Here is a 15,243-nt window from a genome sequence, read left to right as displayed (position 1 = left end):
GGTGCGGCGAGTGGGGGCACCTCCCACGCCCTTAAGGCAGTGGGGGAGCGTGCTGGGCGTCGCGCGGCAGAGGCCACTTTCGCAACAGGCCCTAGCCGGGGACGGGGGCGCCGGAGGGGATCTTGGCCGCGAGGTACGCGTCGTAGAACTCCTTCCAGGGCGCGTTCATGCCGGCGTGCGGTCCCTCGAACCGCTCGCCGCGCGCCTTCGCGTCCAGTGCGGCCAGGCACACCTCCCAGCCGGCGCCGTTGCGGGCGGCGGTGTCCGCGGCGATCAGGACGTTGGTGAGCGTGAAGCGGGTGCGCTTGGCGTCCAGCGGTTCCAGGTCGAAGTGGAGTTCGTCGCCGCCCCACTCGAAGGACAGGTGGCGGGGCGGGTCGACGGCGATGACCCGGCCCGTCGAGTCCTCCATGTCCGGGTCGCCGCCGAAGGTGATCGTGCCGCCGGCGCGCAGCTCGATCTCGGCGCGGGAGGGGAACCAGTGGGCGAGTTCGTCGGCTTCGGTCACGAATCGCCAGACACGGTCGACGGGGTGGTCGTAGGTACGGCTGAAGCGGATGGCGGGACGGCCGTCGTCCAGGATCAGATAGGTGCCGGTGAGGTCGGCGGGCATGGCGGATCAGTCCTTCGGTGAGGGTTCCTCGGGGGCGTTTGGCGTTGTCTCGTCCAGGCGGCGGCCCAGCGCGTCCAGGCTGCCGTTCCAGAGCGCGCGGTACGGGGCCAGCCAGGCGTCCAGCTCGGCGATCGGGGCCGGGTCGAGGGCGTAGACACGGCGCTGGGCGTCCTGCCGGACCCGGACCAGGCCCGCCTCCTTGAGCACCTTCAGATGCTTGGACGTACTGGGCTGGCTCAGCCCGCAGGCCGCCACGATCTCGCCGACCGACCGCGGCCTCTCGAGCAGCAGCGCGACGATGGCCCGCCGGTGGGGGTCGGCGAGGGCGGTCCAGAGCGAGGCGTCGGACATGACTTCAATATGCCTCGGCGGTTATATTCCCGTCAAGGAATAAAGGCGCATTTACCACCAACGGTCCGCTCCTGGTGGTGGGACGACCCCGCAAACGGGTACCCACGCCTTCATGCGAATCAGCGTGGTGGATGTCGGATCGAACACGGTCAGACTGGTCGTGGCGGACGCGGAGGGCGGGGTACCACTGCCGGTTCACACCGCCAAATGGCGCCTGAGGCTGTCCGACCAGGTACAGCCCGGGGGTCCGGTGCCGGAGGAGGCCGTCGAGCGGCTCGTCGACGCGGTCGGCGAGGCGACCAGGACCGCGACCCGGTGGGGCGCGGCGAGTCCCCTGGCCTTCGCGACAGCCGTGGTACGCGGCGCGCCGAACCGCCAGGAGGTGCTGCGCACCGTCCGGGCACGGACGGGTGTGGGCCTGTGCACCCTGCCGGGCGAGGTGGAGGCCGAGCTCACGTTCCTCGGGGCGCGGCGCTGGATGGGCTGGCGGTCGGGACCGCTCGCCGTGCTGGACATCGGCGGCGGCTCGCTCGAAGTGGCCTTCGGCCGTGGCCGGTTGCCGGATTTCGTGGCCTCGCTGCCGCTCGGCGCGGGCCGGTTGACGCACGAGTTCTTCGAGGGGCAGGATCCGCCGCCGCCGGAGCTGGTGCGGGCGCTGCGCCGCAAGGTCCGCCATCAGCTGCGGGACGTGGCGGCGCGGATCCGCTGGGAGGGGCCGCACACGGCGGTGGCCACCTCACGTACCTTCCAGCAGCTGGGGCGCCTGTGCGGGGCACCGCCCGGGCGGCACGGCCCGTTCACCGAGCGGCGTTTGCACCGTCCGGCCCTGCGCAAGGCGGTCGACCGCCTGGCCGCCCTGTCCGCCGCCGAGCGCGCCCAGCTGCCCGGTATCTCCGCGCCGCGCGCCGCGCAGAGTCTGGCGGGTGCGGTGGTCGGGCACACGGCGATGAAGCTGACCGGGATCAGTGCGCTCACGCTGTGCCCGTGGGCGATCCGGGAAGGAGTGCTGTTGCGCCGGATCGAGGACGGGGCGTCCTGGTGGGCGGAGATCATCCGCCGCCATGAGGAGGACACTCCCCCGGACCCCGTACCCCTGCACATCGCGACCGCGACGAACTGAGACAAGCCGAGGAGGAGGGAGGACACAGCCATGTCCGACGACAGGGAACCCACCGGCAAGACGCCCGAGACGGCGCTCGAAGAGGTTCTGCGGGAGGTGGAGGACGCCGAGACGCGTACTCGGGAATCCGCCGAACGAAGGCGCCGCCGGGGTGAGGTCGCGGAGGCCATCACTCCCAACAGGCGCGCCCAGGACGAGTCCCGGGGCGACTGACCGCGAGCCCTGTCCGGGCGGCGTGTCCAAGGGGCGCGCCGCCCGGGCGCTCACCACGGCTCCACTCGGCGGGTGGCCGGGCACCCCCGGGGTACCCGGGGCGCATGCCGCACGCGAGCCAGGAACCACGGCTGCCCTCCCCCCGGGGCCCGGTCTCCGCATCCGTCGGGGAGTACGTGCTGGGCACCGGACCGCTGCCGCGCGACGACTACGTCGCGGGCGCGGCCGTGTACGGCGACGACCTCCAGCTGGCCCTGTACCTCTGCTACGAACTGCACTACCGCGGTTTCGCGGGCGTGGCCCCGGATCTCGAGTGGGACCCGGATCTGCTGCGCACGCGTGCCGCCCTGGAGCACCGCTTCCTGGCCGTCCTGCGCGCTGACACGACCGTCCACGACAGCGTCGAGGAGGCACTCGGGGAGATTCTCGTCGAGCCGGTCGACGGCACGGGCGTCTCCCACTATCTGCGCGACGAGGGCGAGCTGTGGCAGCTGCGCGAGTACGCGGCCCAGCGTTCGCTGTATCACCTGAAGGAGGCCGATCCGCACGCCTGGGTGCTGCCGCGGCTGTGGGGCCGGGCCAAGGCGGCCATGGCGGCGGTGGAGTTCGACGAGTACGGCGGCGGCCGCCCCGACCGGATACACGCGCGCCTGTTCGCCGGCCTGATGACGGATCTGGGCCTGGACACGAGGTACGGCCGCTACCTCGACGCGGCGTCCGCGGAGGTCCTGGCCACGGTGAACCTCATGTCCCTCTTCGGCCTGCACCGCTCCCTCCGGGGCGCCCTGGTGGGCCACTTCGCGGCGGTCGAGACCACCTCCTCGCCCGGTTCGCGGCGGCTGGCCGAGGCGATGCGGCGCACGGGCGCCGGGCCCGCCGCCGAATTCTTCTACGACGAGCATGTCGAGGCCGACGCGGTCCACGAACAGGTCGTGCGCCACGACGTCATCGGCGGTCTGCTGGCCGAGGAACCGCACCTGGCCGCCGACGTCGCCTTCGGCGTCGACGCCACGGGACACCTCGAGGACCGCTTCGCCGCGCGTCTGCTCGCCGACTGGCGCGCGGGCCGGTCGTCGCTGCGCACGCCCCTGGCCTCGTCGCCGCGACCTCCGGTGAACGCGCCGGCCGGACCGCCCGCCGACCACCGGAATCCCCTGTAGCTCCGGACGGCCGGGGTACTCGGACGCAGTGAGTTCTCTGGTGCCGCCGCTGGTCCCCCCGGGTGTCTACGACCCGCAGGAGGACACCGCCCTGCTGGCCGGGGCCCTGTCGGAGGAACTCCTTCGGCCGGGTGCGGACGTCCTCGACCTGGGCACCGGGAGCGGGGCACTGGCCATCGCGGCCGCTCGCCGCGACACCCGCGTGACCGCGGTGGACGTGTCCTGGCGCGCGGTGTGGACGGCGCGGCTGAACGCCTGGGTGGCGGGGGTGCCGGTCCGGATCCGGCGCGGGAACCTCTTCACTCCCGTACGGGACCGGTCGTTCGACCTCATCCTCAGCAACCCGCCGTACGTGCCGGCCCCGACGGACGGACGGCCGCCGCACGGCACGGCCCGGGCCTGGGACGCGGGGCGCGACGGGCGGTTCGTCCTGGACCGGATCTGCCGGGAGGCACCCGCCCTGTTGCGGCCCGGCGGTGTCCTGCTCATCGTGCACTCCGCGCTGAGCGACCCCGGCCGGACTGTGGCGCACCTGCGCGCGGCCGGCCTCGAGGTCTGCGTGATCCGCCGCCGCCGGATCGCGTTCGGTCCGGTTCTGCGCGCGCGGGAGGACTGGCTGCGCGGGCGCGGCCTGTTGTCCCCCGCCGACGAGAAGGAAGAGCTGGTGGTCGTCCGTGCCGAACTCCCCGTCTGAACCGCCCCGCCGGATCACGATGCGTCGCCGGGGCCCGCTGCTGGTGGAGGGACCGGTGGAGGTGGAACTGGAGGACGGCACCACGGTGTCCTCCGACCGCTTCCGCGTGGCCCTGTGCACCTGCCGCCGCAGTCGCCGCTACCCCTGGTGCGACACCAGCCACCGCCTGGCCGGGGGTCGCTGCCCGGCGCGCCTGTTTCAGCCCTGAGCGCACTCCGCGGCAGGCCCTTGCGTTCCTGACCTGCCGGAGTAATCGTGATTACATGATTACGACAGAGCAACAAGAGAAACTGCGCGGCTGGTTCGCCGGCCGCCTGCCCGACGACCTCTTCGAGGAACTGGTCGAGGTGACGGCCGACCGCGAGGAGATCACCGTGATCGGCCGCATCCCCGAGCCGCGGCTGGCCGAGGACGCCCCGGACGCCGAGCGCGGGGCGGCCGTACAGGGCCGGATCCAGGAGTTCCGGGAACGCACGCGTGAGGACCGGATGGCGGTGGCGCGCGACGCCGAGCACCGGTTCGGCCGGAAGGTCTCCTGGGGCGTGGAGTGCGGGGGGGAGCGCGCCCTGTACACGCATGTGGCGGCACCCGTCATGAGCCGGCTGCGTCAGCCCGAGCGCCAGGTCCTGGACACCCTCATCGCCGCCGGCGTCGCCCGAAGCCGCAGTGAAGCCCTCGCCTGGTGCGTCCGGCTGGTCCAGCGCCACACCGACGACTGGCTCGCCGAGTTGCGGGAGTCCCTCGAACACGTCCAGCGGGTCAGGTCCCAGGGCCCCGACACCGAACCGGAGGACACGCCGACGGACGACGAGTGAGGGAGGTTTCGCCCACCCCGAAGGACGTCATCCGTTCACGCCGCACACCCCGGCGACCGCGACCCGTCGTCGACCGCCTGGTGGGTGTCGGCGCTCATCGGCGTGCTGTTCACCGACATCCAGGGCCAGTTCGTCGGCCCGCTGGGCGATCTGGCGAACGGCGTCGACATCAGCCTGCCGCTGTCCCTGGTCGTGGCCGCGGTGCTGTTCCTGACACTGCTGCGGCTGTTCCCCGAGCCGCGGGCGGTGTACGGGCCCGAGGGCGCGCGGCCGGCCCGGACCGTCGACATCCCGGTGCGGGCGATCACCGGTCCCGGCGCGCAGGGTGACGAGACGTCATTGTCAGACCCCTCCGCTACGTTGCGGGCATGACTCACTTCGTACTGGTGGCGGGCGCTCGGCTCGGGGCATGGGCGTGGGACGAGACAGCGGCCGAACTGCGTGCCGCCGGGCACGACGTCCATCCCCTGACCCTGTCCGGCCTCGCCGAGAAGCAGGGCGTTCTGGCCGGGCAGCAGACCCATGTCCAGGACATCGTCGGGGAGGTCGAGCGCCTCGGCCTGCGGGACGTCGTCCTGGTCGGGCACAGCTACGCCGGCGTCCCGGTCGGCCAGGCCGCCGAACGGATCGGCGACCGGCTGCGGCGCGTGGTGTTCGTCGATGCGAACGTCCCCGTCGACGGGGAGACGTTCCTGTCCGGCTGGCCGAGCGACCCTGTACGGGAGGCCATCGCGGCGGGCGGCGGCTTCTGGCCGCGGGCGACCGCCGCCTACTACGCGGACCAGGATCTGACGGACGAACAGATCGCCCGGATCGTCGCCGGCTCGACCCCGCACCCGGGCGCCACACTCACCGAACCGGCCGTCCTCACCCGGCCCCTGAGTGAACTCCCCGCCACCTACGTCAAATGCCTGCTCGACGGCGACGAACCGAGGCCTGTCGTGGCCGAGTTGCTGGAGAGCGAGCGCTGGGAGCGGGTCGACATGGACACCGGGCACTGGCCGATGTTCTCGCAGCCGCGTGAACTGGCGCGTGTCCTCCACGAGTCGGCCGCCAAGGGCTGAGTCCGGGGCCCCTCCCCTGTGCCTACCTGCCGGTATCGTCGCCGTACAGCGCGGTCTCAACGACGAGAGGCGGGACGTACGGTGGCGAAGCACTGGGCGGATTTCCAGTACGAGATCTATCTGAACGGGATGGCCGGCGCCGTACCGCGGCTGCCCACGGATCTGACCCGGCTGGAGGAGCTGACCGAGCGGCGGCTGGGCCCCGGCCCGGTCGGCTATGTGGCGGGCAGCGCGGGCAACGGCAGCACGGCGCGCGCCAACCGGGCCGCTCTGGAGCGCCGGCGGATCGTGCCGCGCATGCTGCGGGACGTGCATGAGCGTGATCTGTCGGTCGACATCCTCGGCCGCGCCCTGCCCGCACCGCTGGCTCTGGCCCCGGTCGGCGTGCTGTCGATCATGCATCCGGACGCCGAGTCCGCCGCCGCGCGGGCCGCCGCCGCACAGGGCGTGCCGTACATCCTGTCGTCGGCGTCCAGCACGCCGATGGAGCAGGTCGCGGAGGCGATGGGGGACGCCGAGCGGTGGTTCCAGCTGTACTGGCCGAGGGATCCCGAGGTGGCCCGGAGTTTCCTGAACCGGGCGAAGGCGGCCGGGTTCAGCACGCTCGTCGTCACCCTGGACACGCCTCTGCTGTCCTGGCGGCCACGCGATCTCGACCAGGCGTATATGCCGTTCCTGCACGGCGTGGGCACCGCCAACTACTTCTCCGACCCGGCTTTCCGGGCGGGCCTGGCGAAGCCGGTGCAGGAGGATCCGAACGCGGCGGTCATGCACTTCATCGGCATGTTCGCGGATCCCGCCAAGACCTGGCCGGACCTGGCGTTCCTGCGGGAGAACTGGGACGGCCCGATCGTCCTCAAGGGCGTCCTGCACCCGGACGACGCCCGGCTCGCCGCCGACGCCGGGATGGACGGTGTCGTGGTGTCCAACCACGGCGGCCGCCAGGTGGCCGGTGCCCTCGCGGCGGCCGACGCGCTGCCTCGGGTGGCGGCAGCGGTCGGCGACCGGCTGACCGTCCTGTTCGACAGCGGCGTCCGCACCGGGGACGACGTCTTCAAGGCACTCGCGCTGGGCGCGCGGGCGGTCCTCGTGGGACGGCCCTACGTCTACGGCCTCGGGCTGGACGGACAGGCCGGCGTCGAGCACGTGATCCGCTGCCTGCTCGCGGAGTTCGACCTCACGCTCGCCCTGACCGGACACGCCACCCCGGCGACCGTGGGCCCCGCCGACCTCGAAGAGGAGCCGGCGGGGCCGTACGGAAGGTGAACAGGAAGGCGTTGCCTACGTCCGGTCCGACAGTTCGACGGGCCGTGCCGACGGCGTCGCGGTCCCGGTGTCCGACAGCGAACCGGGGCTGGCCGTCGAGAGCGGGTCGGCCAGCCAGCGCTGCTGGGCGGAGCCGTCGCGGACCTTGACGACGATGTCGGCGCCCGGGTCCTCGGTCGTGGAGGTGAGGGCGAGCTGCTCGTCCCAGCGCGGCAGCAACTCCCCCTGCACGGTGAGGTCGTAGCGCATGTCGTCACCCCGCTTCGCCTTCTCGGCGGCGCACGTGCCGAGGACCACCACGCCGGCGTCGACATGCGAGTCCAGGCACAGATCGTGGTCGGCCACGCTGCGCAGCAGGCCGTCGTTCTCGTACGACCACTGCTGGCCGGCGGCGGACGAGCACGCCGCCAGCTCGGTCCCGGCCCCGGCCTTCGGCTCGCCGTCGATCGCGAGGCACAGGTCGGCGGCGGCGTTGCGCAGCCTGGTGCGCCCGGGCACGGCGGGCAGTTGGGCGGTGCCCGGCGGCGCGGAGGCCGCCGGCGGCACCTGCGAACCGGTCCCGGGGGCCGCGCCGACGCCGCCGGAGGCGCTGGTGGAGGCGGCAGGGTCGACGCCGTCGTCGTCCGACCAGAGGCTGGCGACGAGCACGGTGGCGAGCAGTCCCGCGGAGGCGAGGCCCACTCCTGTGAGCAGGGCCCGCGAGGAGCGCAGGCCGCCCGGGGTACGGCGGCCGGGCGCGGGAATCGCCCCCAGCAGGCGACGGCGTCCGCCGCCGTGCCGGGCGGAGCCGCGTGTCCGCGGTTCCTGACGGTCTCGGCCGGGACGGCGGTCGAGGTAGCGGCGGGCACCCCAGCCGAGCACCGACTCGGCGAGCAGCACGCCCAAGCCGCCCTCGAAATGGCTCAGTTGTTCGGCCGCGTTACGGCAGTGGCGGCACTCCCCCAGATGCTGCTGGACATCCGGCAGCAGGACCCCGCCCCGGCGAATCGGAACGTCGAGGAGGCGGTTGTAGAAGCGGCAATCCTTGGTCGGCGCGAGTTCTCGATGGGCATGTACACAACCCTCGCGGAATTTTTCACGCGCTTGTTCGAGCGCCGCCGACGCGATGCGGGTGTCCATGCCGAGGAGGGCGGCGGGGATGGCAATGGGCTCCCCCTCCACCTCCACATGCCACAACAAACACCGGGCGAGTCCGGGAAGGGAGTGGAACGACCGCTCGGCCAACTTTCGGTTTTCGGGCGTGACGGACTTGGTCGCCCGCATACCACGGCCGCCGGCGGGTTTCCCGAGTCCCGGCAGCACACCGGATATCCGCTCCTCGGCCGACCACTGTCTGACCGTGTCCCGCACGGTCAGCAGGAGCCGCGGGCGTAACGCCACGGCCGTCTCGCCGACGGTCAGGCGGTCGAAGACCTGGTGGAAGGCGGCGGCGGTGACCATGGAGGCGGTTTCGTCCGGGGAGGCGAGGCAGATCACCGCGTACTCGTGGACCGGCCGCCAGTGCCGCGCCATGAGCAGCGCGACGGACGAGGCGACCTCGGTGTCCGGACTGCCGCTGAGAGCGGCGCCGAGGCTCTCGTCGGATTCCTCGGGAACCCCGCCGGCCGGAGGATAAGGCGGGCGAGGGGGGTGGGGGGTGGGCACTGAGCGGATTCCTTCCCACGCGCATGAAGCACAGAAGTTCTGGTCGCCGAAAAGGACCCCGGGTCGGGATACCTCTCGGGCGCGGGCGCGAGGAGTGTGGAATTCACCAACGTCCGTCCGCCCCGGCTCCCCACGGGACGAATGCGAGCCGGCCCCATACCCCCCACACACCGGTAGTTCACCCTTGCACAAGTTACTCCTGGCCAACAAGGCTTTGGGTATTGCATGCGCCCCGTGTGAAACACGCGCACGCGCCGGAGCGCGGGGCGCGGGCTCTGGCCCAGGGTCAGATCTGCCAGGAGCGCAGCCGGTCGGCCGCGCCGTACACATCGGTCTTGCCGGAGATCAGGTCGCGGGCGAGGTCGACGAGGGCGCCGTAGGGCGGGTCGATGCCGACGCCGCTGACGAACATGTAGGCGACGGCCGTGGCGCAGGCGAAACGGGCGTTGGCCGACGGCAGGGGCTTGAGCAGGGCGAGGGTGTGCAGCAGCGCGGCGGCCCGCCAGGCGGGGTCGGAGTCGTTGCCGAGGCGGGGCGGGTCGACGCGGTGCCGGGCGACGGCGGCCACCAGCGCGGAGAAGTCGTTGATCGTGGGCTGGTCGGGCAGGACCTCTTCGTGCCGCTGGAGCAGCCAGGGCACGTCGATGTGGACGACGGGAGCCATCGGTCAGGCGACCCGTCCCTCGCTGTGGCGATGCGGTTCGTCTTCGGGGAAGGCGGCCGCGAACTCGTCGGCGTGCGAGGCGAAGAACCGGCGGAAGGCCTCGGCACCCTCTTGCAGCGCCCGGTGCCGGGCGATGTCGGCCGCGGCGGCCTCGCGCACGAGTGCCTTCATCGACGTACCGCGTTCCTTGGCGATCTGCCGCAGATCCTCCAGCTCGCGGTCGCTGAATTCCACGTTCAGGGCAGGCATGCTCCCACGGTACCGCTCGGGTACTTACTCGTAAATACTCGCAGGTCAAGTCGGTACTCCTGCGGTACCTGGGGCCAGGAGCGCGATGTCCGATTCCCGCCGGACGGGCGGCGGGGAGGACGGCAGACTCGTAGGCGGGAAGAGACCGCGAGCACTGACCGAGGAAGAGGGGCGAACCTGATGACCCGCAGCGCCGAACGGGCCCTGAACCGGGTCGCCGAGACCGACTGGGCCGCGCTCGCCGCCGAGTTGGACGAGCACGGCTGCGCGCCGACGCGGCGGCTGCTGACGCCCGCCGAGTGCCGCGACCTGGCGGCGCTGTACGAGAAGCCGGAGCTGTTCCGGACCACCGTCGACCTGGGACGGCACCGCTTCGGCTCCGGCGAGTACCGCTACTTCACCCACGATCTGCCCGCCGCCGTCGCCGGCCTGCGCGCGGCCCTCTACCCGCGTCTGCTGCCGGTCGCCCGGGACTGGGCGGCCCGGCTCGGCCGGCCGGCGCCCTGGCCGGACTCTCTCCAGGAGTGGCTGGAGCGATGCCATGCGGCCGGGCAGGGCCGGTCGGCGCAGATCCTGCTGCGCTATACGGAGGGCGACTGGAACGCCCTGCACCGTGACGTGTTCGGCGAGATGCTCTTCCCGCTCCAGGTGGTCGTCGGCCTCGACGAGTACGGCACCGACTACACGGGCGGCGAGTTCCTGCTGGTGGAGCAGCGCCCCCGGGCCCAGTCCCGGGGCACCGCGACCGTGCTCCGGCAGGGCCACGGCCTGGTCTTCACCACCCGGGACCGCCCGGTGCGCACCCGGCGCGGCTGGTCGGCCGGCGCGCTGCGACACGGGATGAGCGTGGTGCGCTCCGGCCGCCGGCACGCCCTGGGCCTCGTCTTCCACGACGCGGCCTAGATATGCAGCTGCCGGCCGGTCACAGCCTGAACACCACTCCGCGCCACGTCCATCCCGCGCCGAGGACCGCGTCCCGCAGGGGGTTCTTCATCTCCACGGGGTCGAAGCGGAACACCTCCGCCCTGTGCGGCCGGCCGTCCGCCCCGCGCTCGACCTTCCAGTACCGGGTGGTCGCGGTCACCTGCCCGCGGGAGTACTCGCGCGACCGGAGGAGGTTCCGTCGCGTACGACGTACGGCACGCCCGGGCCGTTGATCGCGAGCAGCGCCGCACGGACCTCCTCGGCGGACCGCGGCGCGACACCGCTGTCGGGGTACTTGGTGCCGGTCAGTTTGTCGAAAAAGCCCATCGGGTCAACCTATCCGCCTGCCGATAGCCCCGTATGGCTGAGACCTGGGTCACATTCCGCCCCGGTGATGTCACATTCCGGCCCCCGAGACCCCTCGCAGTAGTGAGTGCGCAACCGGGGAGGCCCACACATGTCCGAGCACACCGTTTCCGAGGTTCCCGATACCGGCGACCCGCTGGACGCGGCGACCGGGGTGTTCGTCCGGCATCCCGAGCCCCTGGTCGCCGCCGACGGATCCGGCCTCGTCCGGCTCATCGCGTCGTACGCGTCCCGACGTGGCCCGCTGGACCTGGATCCGCACTTTTGGCGGGTCAAGCGGAAGGAGGAAGGGTGACCAGCAAGGGCGAGCGGGTCGCCGACTGGTTCGACGGGCGGCTCGGCATCCACAGTCTCGGCAAGCGGTATCTGCGCAAGGTGTTCCCGGACCACTGGTCCTTCCTCCTCGGCGAGATCTGCCTGTACAGCTTCGTCGTGCTGATCCTCACCGGCGTATGGCTCACGTTCTTCTTCCATCCGTCGATGAACGAGGTGACGTACCACGGCAGTTACACCGCGCTCAACGGCGTGCGCATGTCGGAGGCGTACGCCTCCACACTGGAGATCAGCTTCGATGTGCGCGGCGGACTGCTGATCCGGCAGTTGCACCACTGGGCGGCGCTGGTCTTCGTCGCCGGGATGTTCACGCACATGATGCGGCACTTCTTCACGGGGTCGTTCCGCAAACCGCGGGAGATCAACTGGCTGTTCGGCTGGTCGCTGCTGTTCCTCGGCCTCTTCGAGGGCCTGTTCGGCTACTCGCTGCCGGACGACCTGCTGTCGGGGACGGGCCTCCGGTTCGTCAACGGCGCCCTGCTGTCGGTCCCGGTCGTCGGGACGTATCTGTCGATGTTCCTGCTGGGCGGCGAGTTCCCGGGCGACGACATCGTGGGCCGCTTCTACGCGCTGCACATCCTGGTGATCCCCGGCATCATGGCGGCGCTGGTCGTGGCTCACATCCTGCTGGTCGTCTACCACAAGCACACGCAGTTCGCGGGCCCCGGGCGGACCGAACGGAACGTCGTCGGGGCCCCGTTCATGCCGGTGTACCTGGCGAAGGCGGGCGGTTTCTTCTTCCTGGTCTTCGGGGTCCTGACCCTGATCGCGGCCGTGGCGTCGATCAACCCGATCTGGTCGTACGGCCCCTTCCGCGCCGACCAGGTCTCCACAGGTGCCCAGCCCGACTGGTATCTGGGCTTCGCGGAGGGACTGGTGCGGGTCATGCCGGGCTGGGAGATCACCCTGTGGGGCTACACGCTCGCCCTCGGCGTGCTGATCCCGATCGTCGTCTTTCCGCTGCTCCTGCTGTTCATCGGCGTGTATCCGTTCCTGGAGGCCCGGATCACGGGCGACAAACGGGAGCACCACCTGCTGGACCGCCCGCGCAACCGGCCCGTGCGTACGGCGATCGGCGCGGCCTGGATCAGCGTCTATCTGATCCTGCTGGCGGGCGGCGGCAACGACATCGTGGCGACCCGTCTGCATCTGTCGATCAACACGGTGACGTGGGCGGTGCGGATCGCGGTGTTCGTCGTCCCGGCGGTCGTCTTCGTCGTCACCCGCCGCATCTGTCTCGGGCTCCAACTCCGCGACAAGGAGATGGTGCTGCACGGCCGGGAGACCGGCGTGATCAAGCGGCTGCCGCACGGTGAGTACGTCGAGGTGCACCAGCCGCTCGATCAGGCCCGGCTCCACACCCTGACCGCCCACGAGCGGCCGGGCGAACTCGTGGAGCCCGAGCGGGTCAGCCTTGATCCGCCACGAAAGAAGCCATCCGGGTCAGGGCGGAGTTCCAGTTGATGGTGTGCTCGTTCGTCGACCAGGACTGGATGTCGTCGATGTAGCAGAACTGGCCGACGCAGCCCTGGAGTTTGCTCTGTGCGTAGGGGTCCTGGATGGCCGAGTTCGGTCCACCCGCGAGCGTCCCGTCGGGCGGGGCCGGCAGCTTCGGGTCGAGCTGACGGGCGTACCAACGGCTGTGCTGATTGTGGGAGTTGACCTCGCCGTAGCCGGTCACGTACGACATGTTCAGCGCGTTGCGGCCGAACATGTAGTCCATGCTCTGCACGGCTCCGTCACGGTACTTCGAGCCGCCCGTGATGTCGTACGCGGTGGCGATCACGACCGCGTTGTGCAGGATCTGGTGACTGGAGCCCCAGTCGTACTGGTTGTCGGCCGGGGCGTACGGCATGCCGTACGGGTGTGCCTTGAGGGTGGTCAGGTAGCGGTCGGCGCCTTTGACGACGGACTGGCGCACCTGGTCCCGGCCGGGCAGCTTGCTCGGTACCGTCGCGAGGTCCAGCCGGGCCGCCGCGGCCGTTCTGGCCCAGTCGTAGCCGAGAGGGCCGAAGATGTCGGCGGTGTGGACGGGCGAGCCCACTACGTGGTCCGCGAACTCCTTCTCGCCCGTGCTGAGATACAGCTCCGCCGCCGCCCAGTAGAACTCGTCACTCGCGTCGGAGTCGGCGTAGGAGCCGCCGCCGATGCCGTCGTCCGGGTCGGCGTACATCTCGGGATGGGCGAGCGCCGCCGTCCAGGCCTCGCGGGCGGCCGCGAGGGCCTTCGCCGCGAACGCCTTGTCGTAGGGCTGGTACAGGCGGGCCGCCTGCGCCGCCGTGGCCGCCAGGTTCAGCGTGGCCTGGGTGCTCGGCGGGTGCAGTTCGCGCTTTTGCGGGTCGTCGCTCGGCAGCAGCGGAAGGCCGGTCCACTGTTCGTCGTGCATCTTGTGGTGGGCCATGCCCGCCAGCGGCTGCCCGTCGGGCACCTGCATCTTCAGCAGGAACTCCAGCTCCCAACGGGCCTCGTCGAGGATGTCCGGCACCTTGTTGCCGCTCTCCGGGATGGCGAGCGTGCCGTCGCCCAGCTTCGCCGGCTGTCCGGTGCGGGCCGACAGGGAACGTTCGTGGGTGCTCAGCAGCTCCCAGGTGGAGATGCCGCCGTTGACGACGTACTTGCCGTGGTCGCCGGCGTCGTACCAGCCGCCGGTGACGTCGAGCGTGTAGTCGCAGACCCCCGGCTGGCAGGGCACGTTGGAGTCGCCCTGGTTGGGCGCCACGTCGACGTGTCCGGCGGGGCGGGCGTAGCCCGGGCGCAGGTCGTCGCGGATCTCGATGCCGCTGCGCTGGGTGTAGTAGTACTTCGCGGCGTCGAGGCGGAGCTTGTCGTAGGCGCTCGTGCCGATGTCGAAGGGCCGGCTGGTCTCGCCGTCCACGACCAGGGTGAAGTCCTTGCCCTGCTTCTTGTAGGCGCCGAAGTCGATCGAGTGGACGTTCTGCCCGGAGGAGGCGTCGGTGCCGCGCGGCACGGTCGATCCCTGGGCGACCACAAAACCGCCGGCGTTCTTCAGCTGCCAGGGCAGCTTGGCGGTGGCGTCGGTGACCAGCGTGGCGTTCTTCGGGCCCGCGGGCAGATAGGCGACCTGGTTGACGCGGACCCGGGGCCCGGTGTCGGGTTCGTACACCTCGGGCGGGACCCCGCCGAGCAGCGACACGTCGTCCATGCAGAAGCGGAACGGCTCGGCGCTGCCGCCGAGCTGGAAGCCGACCTGGGCCTGCGTGGCGTCGACGGGCGAGGTGAACGTGTAGGAGTACGCGTTGCCGGAGACGCTCAGCTGCGGGGTCACCTCGAAGTAGGTGTCGTAGGGGGACACCGACAGCCCGACGATGGCGCGCACGACGTGTCCGTCGGGCGCGGCGTTCGCGGTGAAGGAGAACTTGTACGACTCCCCCTTCACCAGGGTGATGTCGTTCTGGCCGACCGCCGCGTCCCAGCGGTTGGCGGTGCCGCCCGGCACGTCCGCGCAGAGCTGTCCGTCGGACAGGCCCGCGGTGACGTTGCTGGTCGTCCACCAGGGGTCGGTGGTGGTGTCGAAGGTGCCGTTCTTGACCTGTTCGACCTCGTCGGCGACGGCCAGGGGGGCCGGCAAGGCCACGAGTGCCGCCCCTATCAAGGCCGTCAGGGACAACAAGGTGGTTCTGCGTCGTTTCACGCCTGGGCTCCTCGGAGGAGGTGCGGGTGACGCTCCCATGGGAGCGCTCCCAGATGCGGACGCAGGCCATGCTTGTTTGAGGCATGACACTCCGTCAACGGTCCGGACGGGACTG

19 protein-coding genes and 1 pseudogene are annotated in these 15,243 nt (G+C 71.4%); 12 read left to right on the top strand and 8 right to left on the bottom strand.

The annotated features are described in order from the left end of the window. Nucleotides 1-91: 91 nt before the first annotated feature. Together AB0I77_RS08130 and AB0I77_RS08125 are read right to left on the bottom strand one after the other, a co-directional pair. Complete coding sequence (locus AB0I77_RS08130; RefSeq protein WP_363281553.1) at nucleotides 92-613, bottom strand: SRPBCC family protein; 522 nt, start codon at nucleotides 611-613, stop codon at nucleotides 92-94. Between the two features lie 6 nt (nucleotides 614-619). Continuing rightward, nucleotides 620-964 carry a metalloregulator ArsR/SmtB family transcription factor gene (locus AB0I77_RS08125; protein ID WP_363281552.1) on the bottom strand — a complete coding sequence of 115 codons (345 nt, stop codon included), beginning with the start codon at nucleotides 962-964 and terminating at the stop codon, nucleotides 620-622. Between the two features lie 112 nt (nucleotides 965-1,076). Between AB0I77_RS08125 and AB0I77_RS08120 the strand changes: the two genes are divergently transcribed. The 9 genes and pseudogenes from AB0I77_RS08120 (at nucleotide 1,077) to AB0I77_RS08080 (ending at nucleotide 7,296) form a co-directional block, all read left to right on the top strand. Next, complete coding sequence (locus tag AB0I77_RS08120; protein ID WP_363281551.1) at nucleotides 1,077-2,084, top strand: Ppx/GppA family phosphatase; 1,008 nt, start codon at nucleotides 1,077-1,079, stop codon at nucleotides 2,082-2,084. 30 nt (nucleotides 2,085-2,114) lie between these two features. Further along, nucleotides 2,115-2,297 carry a hypothetical protein gene (locus tag AB0I77_RS08115; RefSeq protein ID WP_363281550.1) on the top strand — a complete coding sequence of 61 codons (183 nt, stop codon included), beginning with the start codon at nucleotides 2,115-2,117 and terminating at the stop codon, nucleotides 2,295-2,297. Nucleotides 2,298-2,401: 104 nt separating this feature from the next. After that, nucleotides 2,402-3,457, top strand: coding sequence for an iron-containing redox enzyme family protein (locus tag AB0I77_RS08110; protein WP_363281549.1), 1,056 nt, complete (start codon nucleotides 2,402-2,404; stop codon nucleotides 3,455-3,457). A gap of 28 nt (nucleotides 3,458-3,485) precedes the next feature. After that, the gene (locus tag AB0I77_RS08105) at nucleotides 3,486-4,151 is read left to right on the top strand and encodes a HemK2/MTQ2 family protein methyltransferase (protein WP_363281548.1); all 666 of its coding nucleotides are present in this window, start codon (nucleotides 3,486-3,488) and stop codon (nucleotides 4,149-4,151) included. After that, complete coding sequence (locus tag AB0I77_RS08100; RefSeq protein ID WP_363281547.1) at nucleotides 4,132-4,359, top strand: CDGSH iron-sulfur domain-containing protein; 228 nt, start codon at nucleotides 4,132-4,134, stop codon at nucleotides 4,357-4,359. The genes AB0I77_RS08105 and AB0I77_RS08100 overlap by 20 nt, the downstream gene beginning before the upstream one ends. 55 nt (nucleotides 4,360-4,414) lie before the next feature. Continuing rightward, nucleotides 4,415-4,966 carry a hypothetical protein gene (locus AB0I77_RS08095; RefSeq protein WP_363281546.1) on the top strand — a complete coding sequence of 184 codons (552 nt, stop codon included), beginning with the start codon at nucleotides 4,415-4,417 and terminating at the stop codon, nucleotides 4,964-4,966. Between the two features lie 72 nt (nucleotides 4,967-5,038). After that, nucleotides 5,039-5,338 (top strand): annotated as a pseudogene (locus tag AB0I77_RS08090) (cytosine permease); the annotation flags it as partial. Beyond that, nucleotides 5,335-6,030, top strand: coding sequence for an alpha/beta fold hydrolase (locus AB0I77_RS08085; protein WP_363281545.1), 696 nt, complete (start codon nucleotides 5,335-5,337; stop codon nucleotides 6,028-6,030). The pseudogene AB0I77_RS08090 and the gene AB0I77_RS08085, both read left to right, overlap by 4 nt. Nucleotides 6,031-6,111: 81 nt before the next feature. Further along, nucleotides 6,112-7,296 carry a lactate 2-monooxygenase gene (locus AB0I77_RS08080; RefSeq protein ID WP_363281544.1) on the top strand — a complete coding sequence of 395 codons (1,185 nt, stop codon included), beginning with the start codon at nucleotides 6,112-6,114 and terminating at the stop codon, nucleotides 7,294-7,296. A gap of 15 nt (nucleotides 7,297-7,311) precedes the next feature. Here the strand turns inward: AB0I77_RS08080 and AB0I77_RS08075 are convergent, their stop codons facing one another. From AB0I77_RS08075 to AB0I77_RS08065, 3 genes are all read right to left on the bottom strand, one after another. Continuing rightward, entirely contained in the window at nucleotides 7,312-8,940 is a 1,629-nt protein-coding gene (locus tag AB0I77_RS08075; protein ID WP_363281543.1) for a ricin-type beta-trefoil lectin domain protein, read from the bottom strand. 286 nt (nucleotides 8,941-9,226) lie between these two features. Further along, complete coding sequence (locus AB0I77_RS08070) at nucleotides 9,227-9,604, bottom strand: toxin Doc (RefSeq protein ID WP_363281542.1); 378 nt, start codon at nucleotides 9,602-9,604, stop codon at nucleotides 9,227-9,229. A gap of 3 nt (nucleotides 9,605-9,607) precedes the next feature. Beyond that, nucleotides 9,608-9,853, bottom strand: coding sequence for a hypothetical protein (locus tag AB0I77_RS08065; RefSeq protein ID WP_363281541.1), 246 nt, complete (start codon nucleotides 9,851-9,853; stop codon nucleotides 9,608-9,610). 180 nt (nucleotides 9,854-10,033) lie between these two features. Here AB0I77_RS08065 and AB0I77_RS08060 point away from each other — a divergent pair, with 180 nt between their 5' ends. Further along, nucleotides 10,034-10,756 (top strand): 2OG-Fe(II) oxygenase, encoded by a 723-nt coding sequence (locus AB0I77_RS08060; RefSeq protein ID WP_363281540.1) that lies wholly within the window; start codon nucleotides 10,034-10,036, stop codon nucleotides 10,754-10,756. Nucleotides 10,757-10,775: 19 nt separating this feature from the next. Here the strand turns inward: AB0I77_RS08060 and AB0I77_RS08055 are convergent, their stop codons facing one another. Continuing rightward, nucleotides 10,776-10,937, bottom strand: a complete 162-nt coding sequence (locus AB0I77_RS08055; protein ID WP_363281539.1) for a hypothetical protein — start codon at nucleotides 10,935-10,937, stop codon at nucleotides 10,776-10,778. Then, nucleotides 10,934-11,104, bottom strand: coding sequence for a hypothetical protein (locus tag AB0I77_RS08050; protein ID WP_363281538.1), 171 nt, complete (start codon nucleotides 11,102-11,104; stop codon nucleotides 10,934-10,936). Before AB0I77_RS08050 ends, AB0I77_RS08055 begins: the two co-directional genes overlap by 4 nt. A gap of 130 nt (nucleotides 11,105-11,234) precedes the next feature. Between AB0I77_RS08050 and AB0I77_RS08045 the strand changes: the two genes are divergently transcribed. Together AB0I77_RS08045 and AB0I77_RS08040 are read left to right on the top strand one after the other, a co-directional pair. Next, nucleotides 11,235-11,438 (top strand): hypothetical protein, encoded by a 204-nt coding sequence (locus AB0I77_RS08045; RefSeq protein WP_363281537.1) that lies wholly within the window; start codon nucleotides 11,235-11,237, stop codon nucleotides 11,436-11,438. After that, nucleotides 11,435-12,940: a cytochrome bc complex cytochrome b subunit gene (locus AB0I77_RS08040; RefSeq protein ID WP_363281536.1), complete on the top strand. Its 1,506-nt coding sequence runs from the start codon at nucleotides 11,435-11,437 to the stop codon at nucleotides 12,938-12,940. Before AB0I77_RS08045 ends, AB0I77_RS08040 begins: the two co-directional genes overlap by 4 nt. On the opposite strand, the gene AB0I77_RS08035 is transcribed toward AB0I77_RS08040, so the two are convergent. Beyond that, nucleotides 12,885-15,128 (bottom strand): glycoside hydrolase family 9 protein, encoded by a 2,244-nt coding sequence (locus AB0I77_RS08035; RefSeq protein ID WP_363281535.1) that lies wholly within the window; start codon nucleotides 15,126-15,128, stop codon nucleotides 12,885-12,887. The two genes, AB0I77_RS08040 and AB0I77_RS08035, sit on opposite strands and share 56 nt — an antisense overlap. Nucleotides 15,129-15,243: the final 115 nt, after the last annotated feature.

This window comes from Streptomyces sp. NPDC050619, from assembly GCF_040654815.1.
In the GTDB taxonomy this organism is placed as follows: Bacteria; Actinomycetota; Actinomycetes; order Streptomycetales; family Streptomycetaceae; genus Streptomyces.
Note: the sequence above shows the minus strand (reverse complement) of the source record. Positions and strands in the feature narration are given on the sequence as shown.

Bases quoted from the DNA above. Each gene is read 5' to 3' on its own strand.
- AB0I77_RS08130 (WP_363281553.1), bottom strand. From the start codon at position 613: ATGCCCGCCGACCTCACCGGCACCTATCTGATCCTGGACGACGGCCGT.
- AB0I77_RS08125 (WP_363281552.1), bottom strand. From the start codon at position 964: ATGTCCGACGCCTCGCTCTGGACCGCCCTCGCCGACCCCCACCGGCGG.
- AB0I77_RS08120 (WP_363281551.1), top strand. From the start codon at position 1,077: ATGCGAATCAGCGTGGTGGATGTCGGATCGAACACGGTCAGACTGGTC.
- AB0I77_RS08115 (WP_363281550.1), top strand. From the start codon at position 2,115: ATGTCCGACGACAGGGAACCCACCGGCAAGACGCCCGAGACGGCGCTC.
- AB0I77_RS08110 (WP_363281549.1), top strand. From the start codon at position 2,402: ATGCCGCACGCGAGCCAGGAACCACGGCTGCCCTCCCCCCGGGGCCCG.
- AB0I77_RS08095 (WP_363281546.1), top strand. From the start codon at position 4,415: ATGATTACGACAGAGCAACAAGAGAAACTGCGCGGCTGGTTCGCCGGC.
- AB0I77_RS08085 (WP_363281545.1), top strand. From the start codon at position 5,335: ATGACTCACTTCGTACTGGTGGCGGGCGCTCGGCTCGGGGCATGGGCG.
- AB0I77_RS08070 (WP_363281542.1), bottom strand. From the start codon at position 9,604: ATGGCTCCCGTCGTCCACATCGACGTGCCCTGGCTGCTCCAGCGGCAC.
- AB0I77_RS08065 (WP_363281541.1), bottom strand. From the start codon at position 9,853: ATGCCTGCCCTGAACGTGGAATTCAGCGACCGCGAGCTGGAGGATCTG.
- AB0I77_RS08060 (WP_363281540.1), top strand. From the start codon at position 10,034: ATGACCCGCAGCGCCGAACGGGCCCTGAACCGGGTCGCCGAGACCGAC.
- AB0I77_RS08050 (WP_363281538.1), bottom strand. From the start codon at position 11,104: ATGGGCTTTTTCGACAAACTGACCGGCACCAAGTACCCCGACAGCGGT.
- AB0I77_RS08045 (WP_363281537.1), top strand. From the start codon at position 11,235: ATGTCCGAGCACACCGTTTCCGAGGTTCCCGATACCGGCGACCCGCTG.